The sequence below is a fragment of the Acinetobacter sp. ANC_7504 genome (genome assembly GCF_056779995.1).
On record NZ_JBWYIZ010000001.1, the window covers coordinates 458,854 to 480,438 of the forward strand.

Sequence of the window (21,585 nt, forward strand, 5' to 3'; positions counted from 1 at the left end):
AACTGCGATGAATAAATTTTGGTCAAGCTGAAGATAAAAAAATGAAAAACCTTGTTTTTGAATTTGATATTGGCTAGTATTCTGATTCGAAAATACTTGAGAAATCAGTATTTATAGGGCCTATAGCTCAGTTGGTTAGAGCAGCGGACTCATAATCCGTTGGTCGACAGTTCAAGTCTGTCTGGGCCCACCAGTTTTTTGTAATGATATGTACAGTTTTGTCTTATCATTGCTACTAAACCCATGAATTCTATGAATTCATGGGTTTTTTATTTTACTTTTTGCACTGCTATACACTACTTTGTACTGCTATGATCAGCCCTATTGTGTATCCAATCTTGTATCTCATACGCTTAGTATTTAACTCGGATACAAGATATTTTTTATGAAAAGAGCTGACTTATACAAAATCAAAAAAATCAAAGATATCCATCTTCGTAATCTGGAACCTGAGCAGATGGAATACCGTATTCCATGCGATGCTGGCCTTTATTTTCGTGTATCTCCGACAGGGAAAAAAACTTGGCAAGTCCGATTCAAAAGTAAGATCGGAAAATGGAAATGGCATAGTATTGGAAGTTATCCTCAACTATCGCTGCTACAGGCTAAGCTTGAGTCATCGGATATTTTTATGAAATTGCATAAAAATGAAACGATATTAACAAATAAAGAAAAGAATATTCAAAATATTGAAAATAACAATCTTTTCTTTAAAAGTTTGATATATGAATGGCTTGCTATAAAAAAAAATACTTGGGATGAATCCACCACGATAAGTGAAACAAAATCTATCCAAAAACATATTTTGCCTGTTTTTGGAGAGACGGAATTTACCAAAATTACTTCAGTACAGTGGCTTGAGTTTTTTCAGGAGATTCAGAGAAAAGAAAGTATTTATAATCGTATTAAGAAGCTCGTCTCCCATTGCCGTAATGCTTACGATTTAGCAAAATTTAAAGGATATATACAATCGAATCCTATAGACGGCATTTTGAAATATCTTGATACGGCAAGCAAAGGAAATATGAAGCATGTCAGCATCGAGGAAGTGCCTGAATTACTTAAATCTATAAGAAGTTATCCAAGCAGGAATATTGCTATTGCACTAGAGTTGCATCTTCTCCTTTTTCCTAGACCACAAGAGCTCAGATATTCCAAATGGCAAGATTTTGATTTTGATAAAAAAATATGGATAAAACCAGCTGAAACTATGAAGTGTGGAATTAAGCATGTCGTACCACTTCCTAAACAGGCTATTGAATTGTTGTTAGAGTTAAGAAAAACACGTTCTGTATCAGACTTATTGTTCCCAAGTAGGGATAGCCTTTTAAAGCCAATTAGTGATGCAACTTTGAATAAAGCTTTAAAATACCAAGGGTATCTAGGACGACAAAGTGCTCACGGCTTTAGGCATATAGCAAGTACAGCTCTAAACAATCAATTTAGTGACAAAGAACAAGTTATTGAAGCGTGTTTGGCTCATAAGAAGCAGGGCGTTAAAGCTGTTTATGACAAGTCAACTCATTTGGAAGAACGTGTCTACATAATGCAATGGTGGGCAGACTATATTAGCGGACTTATCAAAGAAAAGAATTGAATGAAATTTTAAGCACGCTAGTGATTTGATGGGAAATTTTTTTGAGATTTCCCATCAAACGTTTAAGGTATAATTTTCATTTTTGAATATTTAATAAGCTAAAAATCAATTAACTAGATATCTCTAAACACTTGATACAACTTTAAAATATCAAAAAATTATTGCTTTTTCTATTTTTTTGTTAAACGGTCAGAATAATTTTTAGTAGTCATAAAAACATTATTTTGCTTTTGCTAGGTATGCTAGATGTAGTACACTTTTTAGGTTAAATATTTTTGAAAATTATATTACGTCTAAATAAAGTATATGGTTGTAGTTGTCTAATTAAATTCATACAACATTCTCGATTGATCTTCTCTCTATATTCGAGTTGTTTTATTATTGTTGTGAAGTTGCAATTATTTGAGTTATCCTCAAAGACTATAGTATTTAATTTTTTTAAAATTTCAGTATTATTTTTTTCGAATTTATTTATATCAGTAGCAAAGTTTTCTATTACTATACAAGAGTCAATAAGTAATAATTTTTTTAGTAATTCATTACTGCTATTTCTTAAATTTATAAAATTTTCTATATCAATTTTAGTTATATTATTAATTTCAATATGAGAAATTATTACGCTTGTTTCAAATAAATTACTTAGAAGTTCTTTATAAGCCTCTTTAGCTTCATTCGCTATTACTTCATTTCCTTTCTGATCATGCCATTTTTTATAAATATATATAGCAACAAGTAACGGTGAAATAATAGTTGATATTACTCCTAAATAAATACCTGTAGTTTCCCAATCAATTATGCAAATACCCATAGAATACCCCTTCTCAAACTCAATATAATACAAAATGCATCAGATCTAGCAATTTTTGCATTATATTAACCCTTTATCATTAATGATTTGATTCTTTCATGGTTTTATATATTGGCTTTCTTTCCACTATGATTATATCCTGAAGTGGTTAAGCCTTGCTACATTAATTCTATACGATTTCCTTTGACTAATTTTGCTATTGACCGATGATATAGCATTACGGAAACAAGGATACATACAATGTTTAAGCTAATTTAATCATAGCAATTCTGTGTAATTGATATCATGTTAAAAGAGTAGGGAGGTATAGTAATTTGCATTGTCTCATTATGTACCTACAAGTCTAAATATAGGCTTATTACATAAAGTGCATATCTTTGCTTTCAGAATTTTTATATCTGACTAAACTTTGCAAGAGATCCAATAAATCGTTCTCTTTAATAGCATCATTAATCTTTTATTCATGTGTGGTCACTTGGATCTGCAGTTTCTAAAAGTACAAATCTAATGAGTGGTTGATCTTTTTTCAGTATCACATCTACTTGATAATCAAATTTCAGATTGCCTATTAGTTTATTATCATTATCACTTAAGTATTCTACGTTGACATACTGATTATCATTAATTTGATAGAAAATTATCTTTTCAAATAAATTTTTACTTGTCAGTAAACAATACTCAATATCAGTAAATGGTAAGCTATACACTTCACATTGGCCGATATGGCATATATAGCGATTTCCAAAATTTTCTTTATATTGTATAAAGTCAAAATTATTACCTTGCGTTTGGTCTCTTAATTGTCTTAATTTATTTTTTAGTTGTTGATTACCAATAAATAAAACTGGTTTATCAATCAATCTAATTTCTTGCAATAGTCCTAAAATGATATTTTCAAAACTATTAAAAGTTTTTATACTCTGTGTAGGATATTTTAGAATTTCTCTAAAAACATTTAGCTGTAAATTGTTTTTAATATCATCTTTAATAATACTATCTTCATTTGATGATCTAATAGACTTAATTCCTTTTGCGATATATTTTTTATGGTATTGTCTAAAGTTCAATCCACCTGATGGTTTTATTGGTAGTAATGCTTTTTTGTGTTCAATAGTAAATAAATTTATAGGAAATGATTGATTTTTTTTAATAAATACAGATGATGCATTAAGTGCCATCTCATACAATTTATTATCATCAATATGAGCTTCTATAATAGAATTGTCAGAAGTTTTTTTAATTTCCAAAATAATTTCGTTAATAGATTTTTTGAAGTTTTCTTTCAAATTATCTAAATCTTTAACTTCAAGTAAAATAAATTCTTTAATACTCTCTACCTTAATGACCCAGTCATTTAGATCGTTAATTATAGATTCAATATTGTTACGATTATAGTAATTTGAATTAAAAACCTCATGCCATTCTCGTGGTAATCGCCATTGATGTTGAGAAAAGCTAAGTGCTATCTCAATAAATGCATTATCAAGGCTCTTTACACTATTTGCACCCCAGCCACTATAGATACGACCTTTTACAACACGTTCACTAAATATCTGTCCGTAATATTCTAAAACTGAATTCAGCCATGCACTATATGATTTATCGCCACAAATTGCATAATCCCTTAGTCTTATATAAATACCTAATAATTCTCCTGCATTAGAAATTTCATTTACTGAGTACAAATCTGTAGAAGGATGTATTCTTCGCCCACTTAATAAAGCTAAAACATAATTTCTCAGGGTGACTTCTTCATCTTTAATTGGTTTGATTAATAAATAGCAAGCACACATAACTCTCAAATCGATATGTGCATTTTTAAGAGCAAGATCATAAGCTGCCTCTAAACTATATTTTTCATTGTTAAGAATTTCTTTCCATACGTTATCACTTGAACTTAATTTTAGAATTGATTGATTGATGAGTACACTTTTCCAAGAATATTCTTCATGAATATAATCTTTAGTACCTAAAAGCTCTAACCAATGGTTTAACATATCAATGCCCCAACCTGCTGCATCGAAATTATTGAATCTTATAGCTGCTATACAAGTAGCTGATGTGAACTTTAAATGTGTTAAAACAGATAACAATACAATATCAATGTCATCGGTTCGTTTATTTTTTAGTTCTATGCTATATTTAATCCAACTTTCCCATGATGATACGAAATCATAAATAATATCTTCGTAACTGTTGTTTGTTCTAAGATTATTATTATTCTCAAATGATCTCCATTGAAGCAATAATTCCCATAAATAATAACTACCTTGGATTAATTGTTCAGCTTCTTCTGTACTTATATTGACCCTTCTTTGGAAAATATATCTATGTAAACTTAAAACACTTTTATAGTAACCATTATTACTTGGCATTTTATCTATAGCATCTTTCGCTATTTGATAATATTCGAGTAAAAGTTCATTAAAATAAGATCTACCCAACAAAATTCCATTTGATAGTAGTAACCAGTTATCTGGAATACGATTGTCATGGTTAAATGAGAGACTATCCGCTATTGTAACGTGGTAGTTCAATAGGTTATCTATCGATTGTTCAAAGCCCTTCAAATTGTTATTTCTAAGAGCTTCGTAAGCTGGTTGTATAAAGCTATCAAAGTTTTTTAGTAAGATTTGATCGTTTTCAAGTGGTTGTATTTTTTTAAATTTAAATGATTTTACAATCAAAAACTTAACCAATAGATTTATTTTAAATCCTTGGTAATTAAATAAACTATATGTTTTTCTGTTCATTTTGTGTGGATATATTGTAATTTTACAAGATTTAATTTTTTTTAATTTTAGAATAAAGGTTTGAAATTTAACTGCAATACTGATAATGCTATAGTTTATATCAATTAGTTGATATTTATCTTTAACTTTTTTTAATACTCTTTCAAAGCGTTCATCACTTAAAGAATAGCTTTCTACACTTAATATTTCTTTATTTATTTCAGATAGAAGATTAAATTTCTTTGCATGTCTAATCAATTGTTCAGTATAACGTTTAGATATATCTGCTACACATGCTTCCTGTATTGAAAATCTAGTAATAAGTTCATTTCTAGATTCATCGTTCAAAATATTGAAAGTTTTAGTAAAGAACCATGCGGTTAAGAGTAAATTAAATGAAAACCAAATTGCAGAAGAAATGCAAAAGGCCAAATAGCTAATTTCTGTAAGAAAGGTGCTTAGAAAATTACTAACTACTATAAAAAGTGATAAGGTTAAACCACTTAAGCCTGCAAACATGAAACCAGAGTATTTTTTGTAAACAGGGAAAATTATAGTCTTAGCTGTTTTATCTTGAAATAAAACACTAATGAAGCCAACAACTAAAGGGTAGAGGATTGCAATGATTGTCAGTTGACACGCAAGAAAAATATCTTGCCAAGCCATTAAATTTTTCCAACTGATAAAGAAATTGGTATTAAAATATATATTTTTATAATCCAATAATAAAATCAAAAAATATGTGATTATGATGAATATAAGAAAAAATATTAAACAGTAAAATCTATAATAAGTTGACCATCTGATGATCATTTTTTCAATAGAATTCCACTTTGTATCTATATATAGAGAATTCTTATATAAAGTCTCATGAAGATCTTTTTTTACTTGTTGTCGTAATGTTTTCACAATCAAATATTTTGTAAGTTGAATAGACTAAATATATATCCTGTAAGTTATTTATCAAGTATTTGTCTAATTTTTTTATGATTTTTATTGCTTCATTTTAGTTTTTTCTTCTATCGTTTAGTTAATTCGATTGAACATTTCTAAGGTTAAGTGAGATGCTTGGATAGAGTTTTTTTAATTTTGATCGTACATAGTTAATTGACTCCAGAGCTAAAATTTATTCTGAATAGACTCACATTTACTCTTTCTAAATTTGCTAGTCATATTGATGTAGAGGTGAGCTTTTTCAAGTTCACCCATTGCCATTTCTTTGAAGTTTAATCTGAAATTTACACCTAGTACCATTTGTGTAGACAAATATTCTGCACATTTCGAATTTTTAGCCTTACTTTTGTGTAGCCTATGGCAGTAGTTCTTTAACATTAACTTCTAAAGTATTAGCAAGTTCATATAGTTTTTCAACAGTAAGGTTGACTTCTCCTCTTTCTATACGTCCTAGATAACTGCGATCAATGCCACATTGAAGTGCCAAAGACTCTTGAGTAATTTTTTTAGATATACGTGTATCACGAATTAGTCGACCAATATTTTTTGATAATTCTGACATTTTAATATAACTGCTCAAAAACAGAAATATCATCAATTGAGGATTATATATCCACGGACTATAATCCTCTTTTTTTTAAAAGTTCCGATTATGTTTGAATTTTATCTTCCGTATGCTGCAAGTTTTGAAAAACTTCTTCTTAACAATGAAATTTGTGATTGGGAAGCGAAAATGTTTATTAAGTTTATAAATGGTATGAACGGTGAAAAATTAACCACTTGTCCAACGTACATATACGGTGCTCTAAAAATATTGATACGTCATAATTTTTTAAACACTAAACGGTCAAAAAGTAACAACCGTTTATTTTTATATAGTGAAACTGAAAAGCTTAAGTACTTAAGAAATTGTCTTTTAAATGATAGTTTAAAAAATATTATAGATGTTGAAAAAGAATTAATAACCAATACTTTAGATAATTATAAACTCCAAAAAGAGTATTTGTGTGAATTAGTTTTGAAATACCCAGAAATTGATTCTGAGATTATTAATCTAGATCAAAAGATCGAATTTGAGAAGTTAAAAAATATACAGAGACTCAATATGTTAGCCCATTTTTTGGGCATGATTAATAAATGATTTACTAAATGTTTATATAAATATTATTAAAAAACAATTGGTTATGTTTGATAAATAGCTTGATTTTTTCAAGTTATGAAATACTATTTCATCGAAATTTCTATAGGTTTTTACAATATGGCTAAATCGATCGAACAAGTCAGATACGAGTTTGGAAAACAAGGTTTATCATTTTCAGATTGGTCAAAGGAAAATAATTTTTCAAAGGATTTGGTCTACAGAGTTCTAAATGCTCATCGACTTCCTATCCGAGGTGAGAGTCATAAAATTGCTGTTAAATTAGGACTTAAAGATGATTAAAAATTAATAGTTAATATTTTTTTGTTTGCAGAAAGCATAAAGACCCATGCGGTAACATGAGTCTTTATATTTGTCTTTAAATTAGTATTCCAAGACAAACTTATTTTATAAGAGATTGAGACGTCCTTCAATCTCTTTAGCGCTTTCTGCCTTTTTTGAGGTAGATATATGAAACTTAGTTCAAGTATTCAAAACAAGACTGTATCCGAACTTACAAAGAGTTCATTTATAGTATTTCTTTCGATTTTCTCTCGACAAAGTGAGAGAAAAAAATGTTGATAAAAATTAAGGATGTTTGTCGTATTTTGAATATTAGTAGAAATACATTATATCAGCTGCGCGAAAAAGACTCGTCGTTCCCAAAACCAATAAAATTTGGGGAAAAAAAACAAGCAAGAATTTTTTTTCGTGAAAATGATATAAAAAATTGGGTTTTAAACTTAAGTCCAAAAGATTCAAATTTGGAGACTAAATAATGATTGCAAACGTTATTAGTAGCTCTCCATTTGCATCTAGTTTAGATCCTTTGACAGGCTACAAGACAGATTTTTACTCAATCAATGATTTTGTTCAAAGCTGTATTGATGTAACAAACTTTAAAGTCAAATCAGAAAGTTATATTTGCTCTGAATATACTGATTATGACTGCGAAGGATGTTACGCATTTCCTTTAGCCAATCCTGAAAAATTAACTGACATTCAAGGTTATAGAATTGAGGGAAATGCAAAAAAATATGATAAGCATCAAATACCTCATGCATTGACTGATACCCAAGTAGTAGCTTTTTCGATAGGGAAAGGTCAAATTTCAGCAAATACGAATAAAGCTTACATATCACATGTGTTGGGTACTGATAATGTCGACTTATTTTTGCAGCTTGCTAGAGCTGGAGAAGCCATCGTGTTTCATAAAGACATCGATCAAGCCTATCAAATTATAAATGCAGGTATGCCTGAAACAATATTTAGAGCAATTACAGGATTTAATGAGCCGAAGCTTAATCAAGACTTATTTATAGGATTAGATAAGCACTTTTCGGCAATTCTACCTGGTCAAATAAGAAATTTTTACTTAGAAAAAATTAATTATTTAAAACAAGCAATTGATTCAGATACATTTCTTCAAGAAACAATCAACGAATGGGGTGATTTATTACCATTATCACAAAAGGGCTCAATAGTTAATACTCCATATCCTATAAATGCACTGCCATCATTAGCCAGAGAGGCTGTTATAGCCATTTCTGAACATGTACAAGCACCAATTGCTATGAGTGCTCAATGTGTTATAGGAGCTATGTCGCATATTTCACAAGCTAGAGTTAATGCACCACATCCTTCAAATCCTAAAGGAGAGCCATGTAGTCTCTATCTTCTTACTGAAGGGCAAAGTGGAAGCAGAAAAAGTACAACTCGAAATTTAGCGGATAAAGCCATTCTTCAGCATGAATACAAGCAATATGAATTATATCGCCATGAGCTAGAGAGATGGAAAAATGAACAAGCAGGATTAAATAAAAAAGATCGAGAGTCTTATTGTAGTGAAAACTCAGTACCTCAAGATCCTAGTTCAATTTATAGCGATATAACACTAGAATCGATTGCTAGTATGTATGTAGAAGGAGTAATTAATAATGCGTCAATAGCTAGCGACGAGGCAGGACAATTTTTTGGTGGATATAACATGAAAATGGATACAAGAACTAATGCCATAAGTGCCTATGTGAAGCTATTTGACGATGGTTTTGTGGAACGAACGCGTTCAAAGTCGAATATAAATGGTAGTGGACGAGCATATGATGTTCGTTTAACTTTTAATTTACAAGGACAACACGAAATTTTAGCTGACGCATTGCAAGATCCAATTCTCAGAGGGCAAGGCTTTTTGCCTAGATTTATTTTAACTGTACCAGAGAACATTGCAGGAACACGCTTACAAGATGCAGCTTATAGAACTAAAAATGCTGACACTGATCCCCGTTTAGTGGCTTATTGGGCAAGATGTAAGTATCTGCTTGATGAATACCCGCGTCCACTAACAGATCAGCCTCAATTTAATGGCCGTCATGTCATGCATATGAATGTTGAAGCTATAGATGTAGATATATATTTTTATAATTTAATTGAATCATTACAGGCAGCAGGGAAGCGTTATCAATATCTACAGGCGTTTGCTAGCCGCGCTAGCCAACTGGCAAGGCGCTTAGCTACAGTTTTTGCATATTTTGAAGGCTCACAAATTATTAATGGTCAATTATTACGAGGAGCTTATGAGATCATCAATCATTCATTAAACGAATGGTTAAAGTACGCTGATGTTGAAGCTAATGTAGAAAATGAAGCTGAACGTTTGATTAAATGGATGCTCGATAAATGTAAAAAATATAATGAAAAGTGTCTTCAATATTCTTATATTCAAACATCTTGCCCAAGACCTATGCAGAAGAATTCAAAGCTATTGAGTATGATTATGCAGCAGCTTGAGGACTCGAATTATTTAAAAATAGAAATGCTCAATAAAAAACGTATAGTCATTTTAAATCCAAAATTATTACAGAAATGACTAAATGACTAAATAGTGATGAAGTGTTTAATCAACTTGTCTTTTAAATTATCAGTTTCTAATTACTTAGCGACTAAGTGACTAAATACCTTTTTGATTAGTCATTTAGTCGTTAATTATTAGATGACTAACATAAGTATATGCTTTACAAAAAAAGGTTTATATCTAGTTTAGTCAATTAGTCATTTTATCTGTAAAATTAAACGGAATTAAAAGGAAAAAAATTAAAATATATAGTAAAGATGCAATATTAAATAATACTTGTATCCGAATTTGTATCTTTTCTAATTTCTTAAAAATAAAAACTATAAAAACAATAACTTATCCTATTGTTTTATGGTAGTTGGGCCCACCAAATTTTATACTTATATAGCTTTATATAAGATCCGAACCCTTAATTCTAAAAGAGTTAAGGGTTTTTTATTGCTTTGTTTAACGTCATATAACTTCATATGGGAACACGCTCTGTGTATCCTTGTTTGTATCCTAAATGGCTTTGTTGCACAAAGATTTGAAAGGCAAAGAGCCCCTAATTGAGCCAAATTTAAGGCGTAACTTGGGTAAGTGGTCGACCTAACTCCGTAAATCTGTTGAAGACCGCTACACGTGCATGAACCTCATTGACTTGGCTATCAAAGCTCCTTGCACTTAGTTTACCTCCTAATAATTTGATGCATTGCATTTTAGTCTCAACCAAACTTCGGCGATGATAGCCTGACCATTTTTTCCATAGAGTCCTACCTAAACGATTAACTGTTTGAAGTAATTCATTTCGCTCTAGCGAGCTGCTCTTTGTATCTTTCCATGGTTTCGCATTTTTTCTAGGTGGAATCGCCGCATGCGCTTGCCGATCTGCAATGGCCTGACGGCATTGCTTGGTGTCATAAGTTTTATCGGTATAAACAGAGTCAATCTGCTCATCTTGTGGAATCTGATCAAGTAAATCACCAAGTACCTGTGAATCACTGATATTATTGGTTGTGAGCTGAATAGCTCGTATTTGAAGAGTTTCAGCATCTATAGCAATATGTAGCTTACGCCATTGGCGACGATATCCAGGTCCATGTTTTTTGCGTTTCCATTCGCCCTTACCTAGAAACATCAAGCCTGTAGAGTCCATGAGTAGATGCAGCCCATAGCTACTTTTTTGGTAGCTGATTGCAATATCAATATACTTTTGTCTTCTACAAAGCGTACTGTAATCTGGCGCTGTCCAATTTAATCCGCAAAGTTTAATCAGACTTTGCACAAAGCCAGTGACCATACGTAAAGACAGACGAAATAAGGATTTAATCATTAAGCTGAATTGGATGGCTGCGTCGGAGTAGGTTTGATTTCGTCCTTGTTTGCCTTTTGATAGAGCATACCATTGCGTAGTAGGATCAAACCAAATGGCAATATTTCCGCGATTAATGAGTGCTCGGTTATATGCGGGCCAATTGGTTGTGCGGTAGATTTTGTGTGTAGGCTTCTTCATTTGAAAATTATATGGCTGAAGAAGCCCTTAAGAATAGCTTTCTGCAACAAAGCCCCTCTAAGCTAAGAATATTTTAAAATGATGCTATTACGAATAAAAATCAATTAAAGCTTTAAAATTATTATAAGAATCATTTGATTATAAATATCTATTAAACAAAGGGTTTACAGATGTTGTAAAATAAACTTTTAATTGTTAGATTTATCGCAAATTTAATACAAAGTGACAACATGTTTACAGAAAAATTATTGTTCAAGGGGATACTTCTAAGTATTGGTGGAGGGATATTTATTTCATCTGCACATGCACAAAATTTTGACCCTGCGATTGATGGACTTATACGAAATCAAGAACGCCAAGCAGAATTAGAAAAAATCATACAACCTTCAGCAGATGTAAATTTAGATGCTGTACGCCAAAAAGAAAGCTTGAAACTTCACGAAATAAAAGAAGAAAAATGTTTTGATATTAATGAAGTAAAACTCAATGGTGAAATGAGTAATAAGTTTAGTAAATACTTAACACAAGCTTTAAAAGAACTCGAATTTAAGTCTGGCATGTGTATAGGTGAGCAAGCTGTTAATTTGCTCATGACTAAAACACAAAACATCATTATTGGTCGTGGCTATACCACAACACGTATTTTGGTAGCCCCACAAAACCTAAGTACGAGTAGGTTAGAACTGACTGTTATTCCTGGTTTGGTTCGAGAAATCAAACTCGATTTAAGTGATGAAGATAATACCCGCGCCGGCCGAATTCAATATGCGAAAAACATATTCCCAATTAAAAATGGTGATGTGCTGAATCTACGAGATTTAGAACAAGGCTTAGAAAATTTAAAACGTGTGCCTACTACAGAGGCTGATATTCAAATTGTCCCTGCTGATGCACCGAATCAGAGTGATGTCATCGTCAAATGGAAACAAAGAAAAATTCCAATCCGTGTGACTCTAAGTGCGGATGATGCAGGAAGTCGCCAAACAGGTAAATATCAAGGTAATATAACAGTCTCGTTAGATAACCCTTTATTCCGAAGTGATTTATTTTATATCACAGTTGGTCGCAACTTAGCGGATCAACAAAAAATCACAGATCAGCATGGTACGACTGTAGAAAGTGGTACTAATAACTATGCACTGCATTACTCAGTACCGTATAAAAACTGGCTCATTAGTGCTAATGCAAGCCAATACAACTACGACCAAGCCGTTGCCGGAGCGAATAACGTCTATAACTACAATGGTGAAAGTAAAACACAAGATCTAGGTGTAACACGATTGTTATATCGCGATGCGAAAAGAAAAACTTCAGCAAGCTTTAAAGGTTGGCATCGAGAATCAAAAAGCTTCATTGATGATGCAGAGGTGAGCATTCAAAGACGTGATGTTTCAGGCTGGCAATTCAATATAGATCATCGAGAATATATAAAATCATCGGTACTTGATTTGAGTCTTGGGTATAAACGCGGGACAGGTGCTTTTAGTGCTTTACGTGCCCCGGAAGAAGCCTTTGATGAAGGTTCTTCACGCATGAAAATTTGGACATTAGATGCCAATCTAAATGTCCCATTTCAATTTGAAAAACAAAACTATAACTACTCAAGTTCAATCAGAGCACAGTACAACGATACACCATTAACCATGCAAGATCGTATGTCAATTGGTGGGCGTTATACAGTACGTGGTTTTGACGGGAACATGACTTTAGCTGCTGACCGTGGTTATTACTGGCGTAATGATTTAGCGATGTCAATTTTCCCAGCACACCAATTTTATATTGCATTAGATGCAGGGCATGTCGATGGACAGTCAGCAGAATTGCTACTGGGTAAAACCTTAATTGGTGGTGCAATGGGTTTCAGAGGACAGTTCAAAGTCGGTGGGAATTTCTATTATGACGTATTTGCAGGTAAGCCGATTAAGAAGCCTGAGTACTTTCAAAATTATGACATGAACTATGGTTTTAGTGTGAATTACTCATTCTAGTTGAGGCCATTATGAAAATTGGAAATATTAGTTTAATTGCACCATCACATTACCCTCATGAGCATTGGAGTGAAGCTGAAGTATTGGGTTCATTGATGTGGTTATGGCAATACGTGCCCAGCTTAAAGGATGCACCCTTAAGTTACTTAATGACGAGAGTTGTGCCTTATATACAGAATAAGCAATTTGTTGTGTGTGTTGAAAATGGTCGAGTCATTGGCTATGTCAGTTGGGCATTTTTAAATAATGAAACTGAAAAAAAATATATACAAAGCCAAGGTCTACCGTTGTCAATCAATGAAAGTAACAGTGGTGATCGTTTATGGATTATAGATTGGTTTAGTCCATTTGGCCGTAGTAAAACAATGAAGAATCTAGTCGCACAACAACTGTTTCCTAAAAATGGTATGAGATCGCTTTATCACAGAGGTAGAGAGACAGGTTTAAGAGTTATGACATTCAAAGGCGATTTAATGAGTGAGCAAGATTTTAACGATTGGCAAAACAAATACGCACTTGCTGAATAATTTATTTAAAAGATTAAAGAATAGGTAATTGAAAAATGAATAAGAACTTTTATAAAACGATTTTCAGTAAAACACGTGGTGAAATGGTCGTTGTTGCAGAAAATGTGTCTGCAGAAGGACAAACAAGTAATTCAAACATCACACATTTAGAGCTAGACACAGAATCTACAGCTGAAAAAAGTTTAGGCTTAAAAGTTCTATCATTTTCCATCATGCTTTTGACGGGCGTTGCAAGCATTGGTATGACCACAGATTTAGCAGAAGCCAATGTGATTGCAGACCCAAATGCAGCAGGGAATCAAAGACCGACGATTATTAACAGCGCTAATGGTACAACCCAGGTGAATATTCAAACGCCAAGCCAAGCTGGTGTTTCAATGAACCACTACGAACAATTTGATGTGAATAAAAATGGGGTGATCCTCAATAACAGCCGTCAAAATGCTCAAACGCAATTGGGTGGTTATATCCAAGGTAACCCTTGGCTTGCAGTCGGTGAAGCTAAAGTCATTGTGAATCAAGTTAACTCAACCAATGCCAGTCACCTTAATGGCTATATTGAAGTGGGTGGACGTAAAGCCGATGTAATTATTGCCAACCCATCTGGAATTAATGTTGATGGTGGTGGATTCATCAATGCTGGTGCAGTTACGTTAAGTACGGGTAATCCGTTACTAAATAATGGTGCGGTTACAGGCTTTCAAGTTCGCGATGGTTTAATCAATATTACAGGACAAGGATTAGATAGCAGTACAGCAGACTACACGCGTTTACTTAGTCATGCAGCACAAATTAATGCAGGTGTATGGGCAAAAGACTTGCAAATAGTCACAGGTCAAAATGACATTGATGCACAAAGTAATATTAAAAGTATAGGTAATGCAAGCAGCGGTACAACGAACAACACACCAAAATTTGCCATAGATACAGGTAGCTTAGGGGGAATGTACGCAGGGAAGATTAGCCTGATTAGTACAGACAAAGGTGTGGGTATTAATAATGCAGGGCAAGTGTTTGCTTCTGCTGGCAGTATTAAAATTAGTGCAGATGGACAACTACAAAACAGTGGTTCAGTTGTTGCACAACATAAAGAAGATCCTCAACAAGCAACATTAGATATTCAAGCTACAGAGTTAAATAACAGTGGCAGTATTTCGAGTTTGGGTAAGCAAAGCATACAAACGACAAACCTGAATAACACTGGTTTGATAGCAACTTCTGCTGAATTGAATATTCGAAATAAAGAAACCATTCAAAACCAAGGCGAACTCAATGCAGGTCGTGTTGATCTAGAAACAAAAGATCTGAAGAACAGTTCAGGTAAAGTTGTTCAAACAGGCTTACAGGACTTAGCGATTGATGCGAAAACACTTAATAATAAAAACAAAGGCTTAATTGGTTATACCGAAATTGATCAAGACACAGGAACAAACCCTAGTACAGGCACAGGTGGTGGAAATACAGGTGGCTCAGGTGCAGAAACAGAAGCCCCAAGCACTGCGACAGGCGGTGGTAGTACCAGTTCAGCCAATACGTCTATTACAGCGAGTTTTGCCCAAGGTAAAATTAAGGCAGACAGCATTGAAAATGATGCAGGGAAAATCACGGCAAATGGTGGGGTAAGTTTAACGCTCAATCAAGGTTTGGATAACAGTGATGCGACATTAAACTTAAATACTTTGAATGTCCAGGGACAGCATTTTAAGAATAATCACGGTGTGATTACAGCACAAGATGCCAGAGCTAAAACAAAAGATGTTGATAACACTACAGGTAAAATTAAAGTTGTTCAGCACCTGAGTATTGAGAGTGAACAACTTAAAAATACACAAGGACAAATCCTTACGGGTAAAACATTAAGTATTCGTACAGGTGACTTAAATAATTACGAAGGTGAGCTTCTTTCATCACAAGACTTAGAGATTCAAGCGAATGATGTTCAGAATACAGCAGGTAAAATTTTAGCGAATCAAAATGTAGCGATTGATGCAACATCAATTACAGCTGATGGGCAACTCAGTGCAGGCAATGATTTAAAGCTGAAGTTAAAAGAGAGCTTCACGACGAAAAATAAAATTGAAGCAGGAAACAATTTAAAAATTGAGACTGTGGGTAATTTGGTAAATACAACAGAATTACAAGCAGGATCAAAATTAGAACTTAAAGCCAGTGATATTGATAATAAAGATACAGGTAGAATCATTGCCAATAACGGTACCCTTATTCAAAGTGAAAACTTAACCAACCGTGGTGAAATTAACAGTAATGGTCAAACATTAGTTGAGCTGACGAGTACTTTAAATAATATTGGCACAGGTCGTATTTATGGTGACCATGTTGCAGTAGCTGCAAATAAAGTGCTCAACCAAGAAGAAACTGTTGATGAAACAATAGCTGCTGTGATTGCAGCACGAGATCGATTAGATTTGGCAGCGCAAGATATTGTCAATAAAGAAAAAGCATTGATCTCAAGTGAAGGCAATATGGTGATTGCTGGCACTTTAGATGAAAACAAACATGCGGTTGGACAAGCACAAAGTATCAATAATAACAGTGCTAAAATTGAAGCAGGTGCCGACTTAACGATTTCAAGTCGATTGTTGAGAAATACCAATGAGCATTTGCAAACTCAAATAAAAGAAGTTGATCGTCAATATATAGTTGAATATGAAGCACAGGGGCAGAATCAACGCTATCTAGAAGGTAGCCAAGCTGAACTAGGTTGGAAGATTGGCAATGATGAGTCGGATCATCTTGTGACACCAGATGGTCAATGGCATGAAAATTGGCATCGCTATAATTACGAAAAAATTAAAGACCAAACACAAGTTGTAAATTCTGCCCCTGGTCAAATCCTCGCTGGAGGAAATATTAAAATTACGGGTGACGTATTATTGAATTCGGACAGTCAAATACTGGCTGGGGGATTACTAGATGTTAAGGTTGGTGATTTAGACAATCATGAAACATTAGGTCAAACAATTATACGTGATGAGGGAACTTTAACAAATTTTTGGAGAGATCATAAAAAAGGCACGGATGTAACAGGGTCAAATACTTCTGCATATAGACCTGCACCAATGATTACAGAGTTAAATTTAGGTGTATTGAGTTATCAAGAACATGTTCAGGGATTATCAACGACGAATCCTAATACCCAACTTAATACAAATTCAACACTTGAAAATGATATTACGGTTCGCACAATTGATGTAAATACGTCTTTACCAAGTAGTAGTTTATTTAATACTAATCCAGCTAATCCTGAATATTTAATAGAAACTGATCCAGCTTTCACAAATTATAAAAAATGGCTAGGCAGTGATTATATGCTCAAATTATTGAGTTTAGAACCTCAAAATCTGCATAAACGTTTAGGCGATGGTTACTATGAACAAAAAATCACGACTGAACAAGTGAGTCAGTTAACTGGTCGACGCTTTTTAGATGGTTTCAATAGCAGTGAAGAACAATTTCAGCAATTGATGCTGAATGGCGTAACAACTGCACAAGAAATGCAACTTAAAGTCGGGATAGCTTTAAGTGTAGAACAAATTGCTAAATTAACCAGTGATATTATTTGGTTGGTGGAAAAGCAGATCACTTTGAGTGATGGAAGTATTGAAACTGTACTAGCTCCACAGGTCTATGTAAGGTTGCAGAATGGAGATATTAATGGCAATGGCGCATTACTAGCAGGCAGTAATACCGCCCTGAATGTTGAAAATAGTCTTGTTAACAGCGGTACAATAGCAGGTCGAAATGCATTAGTGATTCAAGCAGATGGTATCCAAAACCTCGGTGGACGATTAACAGCAGATCAGCTTTCGGCTAAAGCTAAGAAAGATATTAATAATTTAAGTGGGACCATTGATGCTAAGCAAAAGTTATTCTTAGATGCTGGTGAAAATATCAATATTGTCACTGAAACCAATACAACAGAAAGTGATCAGGGTTCAAACACGCATTTAAACCGTCAAGCTGGTGTTTATGTAACAGCTAAAGGTGGACAAGGCATACTTGCATTAAATGCAGGAAAAGATATACAACTCAATGCTGGTGTTATTTCAAATGCCAGTGAAGAGGGTATTACACAACTTAATGCCAAAAATAATATTAACTTGGGAACGACACAAGTCAGTCAGAAACAACAAAATATTAAAGATTCAAATAATTATATTAAACGTAGTGAGTCTGGAGAAATTGGTAGTCAGATTCAGGCAAATAACGATATTCAGCTTAATGCAGGAAATGATATTAATTTACGTGCATCTGAAGTCAATAGTGCAACAGGGAATGTTGTTGCTCAAGCACAAAATATCAATATTGAATCTGGTGAATATACAAAAGTTGCTGATGATGCTTTAAAAACGAAGAGTAAAGGCTTTGCGAGTACAACGACTCGAATATTCAAGGACAGCTCTGAACAAACACAAGCTGTAGCTAGTGTCATTGGTGGTGAGAATATTTACTTAAATGCTGAAAAAGATATCTCTGTAAAAGGTAGTCATGTTATTGCAGATCAAGATACCAATTTAAGCGCAAAAAATAACATAAAAGTGGAGTCGGCACTTACTCAGTCTACTGAAGAGAGTTTTTATAGTAAGAAAAAATCAGGACTATTTAGCAGTGGTGGTATAGGTGTTACTGTAGGTCAGATAAAAGAAAGTACAGATAACAACAATCAACAATTCACAAGCAATGCTTCATCAGTTGGAAGTTTAGCTGGTCATACAAACATTATCGCTAGTAACACCTATCAACAAACGGGGAGCACAGTATTAGCACAAGAAGGTGATGTAAATATCTTGGCACAACGTGTCAATATAGAAGCAGCCAACGAGCAAAATATCAATGATTATAAGCGTGAAATGGAACAAAAAGGCTTAACACTTGCTGTAAATGTGCCAATCGTGCAACAAGTTGAATCTGTTTTAGATTCATCAAAACAAGTGGGTCAAAGTAAAAATGATCGTGTTAATGCAATGGCAGCAGCCAATGCAGGCTTCGATACCTACAAAGCAGGACAGTCCATAGGCAAATTAAATGATGTTCTTACTGGCTCTGCTACTTTGAACCAATCGGTAGAAGTTGGGGTGAGTTTAACCTATGGCGAACAAAAGAGTGTAGAAACAAGCCATACACAAAGTAATACAGCTGCTCAAAGTAAAGTGAGCGCTGGAGGCACAACAAACATTGTAGCAAGTGGTGCAGGGGGAGATTCCAACATTAATATCCTTGGTTCTGATGTTGTTGGATTGAAAGGTACCCACTTGGTAGCAGATAACGATGTCAACATCAAAGCCGCTGAACAAAGTAGTATTGAACAATCAAATAACAAGAGTTCAGGCTGGAATGCAGGTGTAACCATCAGCAACCAAACAGGTTTGGGTGTTACGGCAGGTGGGAATCTTGGAAAAGGCAAAGGCGATGGCACTGATACAAGCTATGTCAATAGTCATGTCGGTTCAAAAGACAGTTTAACGACAATTAGCAGCGGTAATACAACCAATATTATTGGTGGACAAGTTCAAGGTAAGGGCATCCAGATAGATGCCAATGAACTGAATATTGAAAGTTTGCAAGATACTGCAACATATAAGAGCAAACAACAAGATATTTCAGGTCAAATCAGTGTTGGTACCAATGGCGGTAATGCATCGGGTAGCTTTAGTAAGTCGAATGTTGATGCCAATTACGCCTCAGTCAATGAGCAATCAGGGATCTTTGCTGGAGATGATGGTTACCAAATCAATGTGAAGACTAATACTGATTTAAAAGGTGCTTTGATCACATCGACGCAAAAAGCTGAAAACTTAAAAAATAATAGTCTAAATACAGGGACTTTGACTTATTCAAACATTCAAAATAACAGTGAATATGATGCTAAAGGGATTTCACTGAGTGCTGGATTAAATGCGACTAAATCTGATCAGGGTAAACCCGGCACTGTAATATCAGCGCCTGAAAAAATTGATCAACATGCTTCCACAATCCAAGGTGTAAGCAAGTCGATTGGTTTTGGTTTGGACAGTGATAAAGACAGTAGTGTGACGCAAAGTGGTATTAATACGTCTAATATCACGATTAGAGAAACAGTTCGTCAAGAAGAGCTGACAGGAAACTCTGCTGAGCAGATCAAGTCAGAAATCCTCACACATGTCACAACAGATACAGCACGTGAAAACAGTGGCGCATTGCAAAATAACTTTGATCGAGATCAAGTTAAAAGCGAAATTAATTTACAAATGGATGTGACGAAGAAGTTTGATGCGAACCGCCAAGAAGTACGTACTGAAATTAATAAAAATTTAGATGAAGCTAAAAAAGCCAAGGAAGCAGGAACACTGAGTCAAGCTGAGTTCGACAAGAAACAGCAACAACTTCAAACCTTAGGAATATTAGTCGATAGCATTTCAGCAGGCTTGTCAGCCCCAACGAGCAGTGGCTTAGGTATAGCAGCCGCAACAGTGAGTCCTAAACTTAGCTATGAGATTGGGCAATATTTCAAATCCAACAATAGTGAAGGAAGTGCAGCGCATATTTTAGCGCATACTGTATTGGGTGCGGCAGTTGCAGCAGCAGGAGGCAATAATGCACTGGCTGCGGGTATTTCTGCAGGTGGAGCAGAAGCATCAGCACCTCTACTAGCTAAATACCTGTATGGTAGAGAAGCAAAAGACTTAACCGCAGATGAAAAGAGTACGATTAGTGCGATTACAGGTTTGGTGGCATCAGGTTTAGGAGCGACTACAGGTGATGTAAGTTCTACAGTGCAAAGTGGTCAAAATGCTCAGAATGCGGTGGAAAATAATCGAATGCTTAATGTACGCGAAGCACAAGTTCTACAAGCATTAATTAAAAACAAGACTCAAACTGAAAAGAATAAACTTTATCAGGCTGCTTGTTATCTTGTAAAGTGTGCAGAAGGTGTGCCAGAAGATGATCCAAATTATTCTACATTATTAAAATTACAAGATTTAGGAGCTAAGAATGAAAAAGAAATCGAAGCACTTGAAGCGACAGGGTTATATACCTACACTAACTGGGATAAAGCAAATGATCTTAGAACAAGAAATGATGAAATTGTTACAAGAGCGGGTGGAGCTGGAAAAATAGTAGGAGGAGGCTTAACTGCAATTGGTGGTGGAGCTGCAGGAGTGGGTTTGTGTACAACAGGTGTTGGTTGTGCTATCGGCGCACCTTTAGCTGGATTAAGTACATACGGTGGAGTTAGCACTGCAAGTGAGGGTAAGGATGCTTTATTTGGATCATATCAATCTAAAGTAGGGCAAAATGTACTTAACTCATTTAGTCCGAATCGTAAAGATCAACTAAGTCCATTAACTCAAGATGCTTTAGACGGGGCAGTAACAGTCGCAGAATCTGTGTTATTAGCTAAGGTTGGAGGGAAACTGTCAACGAAAGTTAATAAACCTGCTTATAATTCCGTTGAAATAAAAAGTCCCTTAGGGAAAAATTTAGGTACCTATAATGC

11 protein-coding genes, 1 tRNA gene and 2 pseudogenes are annotated in these 21,585 nt (G+C 34.1%); 10 read left to right on the top strand and 4 right to left on the bottom strand.

Translation table 11 applies throughout. The annotated features are described in order from the left end of the window. The first annotated feature begins 116 nt into the window (after positions 1-116). Together AC1M9F_RS02260 and AC1M9F_RS02265 are read left to right on the top strand one after the other, a co-directional pair. Positions 117-193, top strand: a tRNA-Ile gene (locus AC1M9F_RS02260). Between the two features lie 192 nt (positions 194-385). Further along, a complete protein-coding gene (locus AC1M9F_RS02265) occupies positions 386-1,597 on the top strand; it encodes a tyrosine-type recombinase/integrase (protein ID WP_481596943.1) in 1,212 nt (403 codons plus the stop codon). Positions 1,598-1,862: 265 nt separating this feature from the next. On the opposite strand, the gene AC1M9F_RS02270 is transcribed toward AC1M9F_RS02265, so the two are convergent. The 3 genes from AC1M9F_RS02270 to AC1M9F_RS02280 all read right to left on the bottom strand — a co-directional run bounded on the left by AC1M9F_RS02270 (position 1,863) and on the right by AC1M9F_RS02280 (position 6,653). Next, entirely contained in the window at positions 1,863-2,405 is a 543-nt protein-coding gene (locus tag AC1M9F_RS02270) for a hypothetical protein (RefSeq protein WP_481596944.1), read from the bottom strand. A 461-nt stretch (positions 2,406-2,866) separates the two neighbouring features. Further along, positions 2,867-5,803, bottom strand: coding sequence for a hypothetical protein (locus AC1M9F_RS02275; protein WP_481596945.1), 2,937 nt, complete (start codon positions 5,801-5,803; stop codon positions 2,867-2,869). A 643-nt stretch (positions 5,804-6,446) separates the two neighbouring features. Continuing rightward, on the bottom strand, positions 6,447-6,653 hold the full coding sequence (locus AC1M9F_RS02280) for a helix-turn-helix domain-containing protein (protein ID WP_481596946.1): 207 nt from the start codon (positions 6,651-6,653) through the stop codon (positions 6,447-6,449). 90 nt (positions 6,654-6,743) lie between these two features. On the opposite strand from AC1M9F_RS02280, the gene AC1M9F_RS02285 reads away from it, so the two are divergent. From AC1M9F_RS02285 to AC1M9F_RS02300, 4 genes are all read left to right on the top strand, one after another. Then, positions 6,744-7,232 (top strand): hypothetical protein, encoded by a 489-nt coding sequence (locus tag AC1M9F_RS02285; protein ID WP_481596947.1) that lies wholly within the window; start codon positions 6,744-6,746, stop codon positions 7,230-7,232. Between the two features lie 117 nt (positions 7,233-7,349). After that, the gene (locus tag AC1M9F_RS02290; RefSeq protein WP_481596948.1) at positions 7,350-7,532 is read left to right on the top strand and encodes a DNA-binding protein; all 183 of its coding nucleotides are present in this window, start codon (positions 7,350-7,352) and stop codon (positions 7,530-7,532) included. Positions 7,533-7,804: 272 nt separating this feature from the next. Then, entirely contained in the window at positions 7,805-8,008 is a 204-nt protein-coding gene (locus AC1M9F_RS02295; protein WP_481596949.1) for a helix-turn-helix transcriptional regulator, read from the top strand. Beyond that, on the top strand, positions 8,008-10,095 hold the full coding sequence (locus tag AC1M9F_RS02300; protein ID WP_481596950.1) for a DUF3987 domain-containing protein: 2,088 nt from the start codon (positions 8,008-8,010) through the stop codon (positions 10,093-10,095). Before AC1M9F_RS02295 ends, AC1M9F_RS02300 begins: the two co-directional genes overlap by 1 nt. A 544-nt stretch (positions 10,096-10,639) precedes the next feature. Here the strand turns inward: AC1M9F_RS02300 and AC1M9F_RS02305 are convergent. Next, the gene (locus AC1M9F_RS02305; protein WP_481596951.1) at positions 10,640-11,572 is read right to left on the bottom strand and encodes an IS5 family transposase; all 933 of its coding nucleotides are present in this window, start codon (positions 11,570-11,572) and stop codon (positions 10,640-10,642) included. Positions 11,573-11,802: 230 nt separating this feature from the next. On the opposite strand from AC1M9F_RS02305, the gene AC1M9F_RS02310 reads away from it, so the two are divergent. The 4 genes and pseudogenes from AC1M9F_RS02310 to AC1M9F_RS02325 form a co-directional block, all read left to right on the top strand. After that, positions 11,803-13,560 carry a ShlB/FhaC/HecB family hemolysin secretion/activation protein gene (locus AC1M9F_RS02310; RefSeq protein ID WP_481596952.1) on the top strand — a complete coding sequence of 586 codons (1,758 nt, stop codon included), beginning with the start codon at positions 11,803-11,805 and terminating at the stop codon, positions 13,558-13,560. Positions 13,561-13,571: 11 nt separating this feature from the next. Continuing rightward, positions 13,572-14,087, top strand: a complete 516-nt coding sequence (locus AC1M9F_RS02315) for a toxin-activating lysine-acyltransferase (RefSeq protein ID WP_481596953.1) — start codon at positions 13,572-13,574, stop codon at positions 14,085-14,087. Between the two features lie 35 nt (positions 14,088-14,122). Continuing rightward, a pseudogene (locus AC1M9F_RS02320) lies at positions 14,123-15,136 on the top strand (two-partner secretion domain-containing protein); the annotation flags it as partial. A gap of 2,907 nt (positions 15,137-18,043) precedes the next feature. After that, positions 18,044-20,968, top strand: a pseudogene (locus AC1M9F_RS02325) (hemagglutinin repeat-containing protein); the annotation flags it as partial. Positions 20,969-21,585: the final 617 nt, after the last annotated feature.

Coding starts and splice junctions, on each gene's coding strand:
- AC1M9F_RS02285 (WP_481596947.1), top strand. CDS start 6,744: ATGTTTGAATTTTATCTTCCGTATGCTGCAAGTTTTGAAAAACTTCTT.
- AC1M9F_RS02290 (WP_481596948.1), top strand. CDS start 7,350: ATGGCTAAATCGATCGAACAAGTCAGATACGAGTTTGGAAAACAAGGT.
- AC1M9F_RS02270 (WP_481596944.1), bottom strand. CDS start 2,405: ATGGGTATTTGCATAATTGATTGGGAAACTACAGGTATTTATTTAGGA.
- AC1M9F_RS02280 (WP_481596946.1), bottom strand. CDS start 6,653: ATGTCAGAATTATCAAAAAATATTGGTCGACTAATTCGTGATACACGT.
- AC1M9F_RS02310 (WP_481596952.1), top strand. CDS start 11,803: ATGTTTACAGAAAAATTATTGTTCAAGGGGATACTTCTAAGTATTGGT.
- AC1M9F_RS02295 (WP_481596949.1), top strand. CDS start 7,805: ATGTTGATAAAAATTAAGGATGTTTGTCGTATTTTGAATATTAGTAGA.
- AC1M9F_RS02305 (WP_481596951.1), bottom strand. CDS start 11,572: ATGAAGAAGCCTACACACAAAATCTACCGCACAACCAATTGGCCCGCA.
- AC1M9F_RS02275 (WP_481596945.1), bottom strand. CDS start 5,803: ATGGCTTGGCAAGATATTTTTCTTGCGTGTCAACTGACAATCATTGCA.
- AC1M9F_RS02300 (WP_481596950.1), top strand. CDS start 8,008: ATGATTGCAAACGTTATTAGTAGCTCTCCATTTGCATCTAGTTTAGAT.
- AC1M9F_RS02315 (WP_481596953.1), top strand. CDS start 13,572: ATGAAAATTGGAAATATTAGTTTAATTGCACCATCACATTACCCTCAT.
- AC1M9F_RS02265 (WP_481596943.1), top strand. CDS start 386: ATGAAAAGAGCTGACTTATACAAAATCAAAAAAATCAAAGATATCCAT.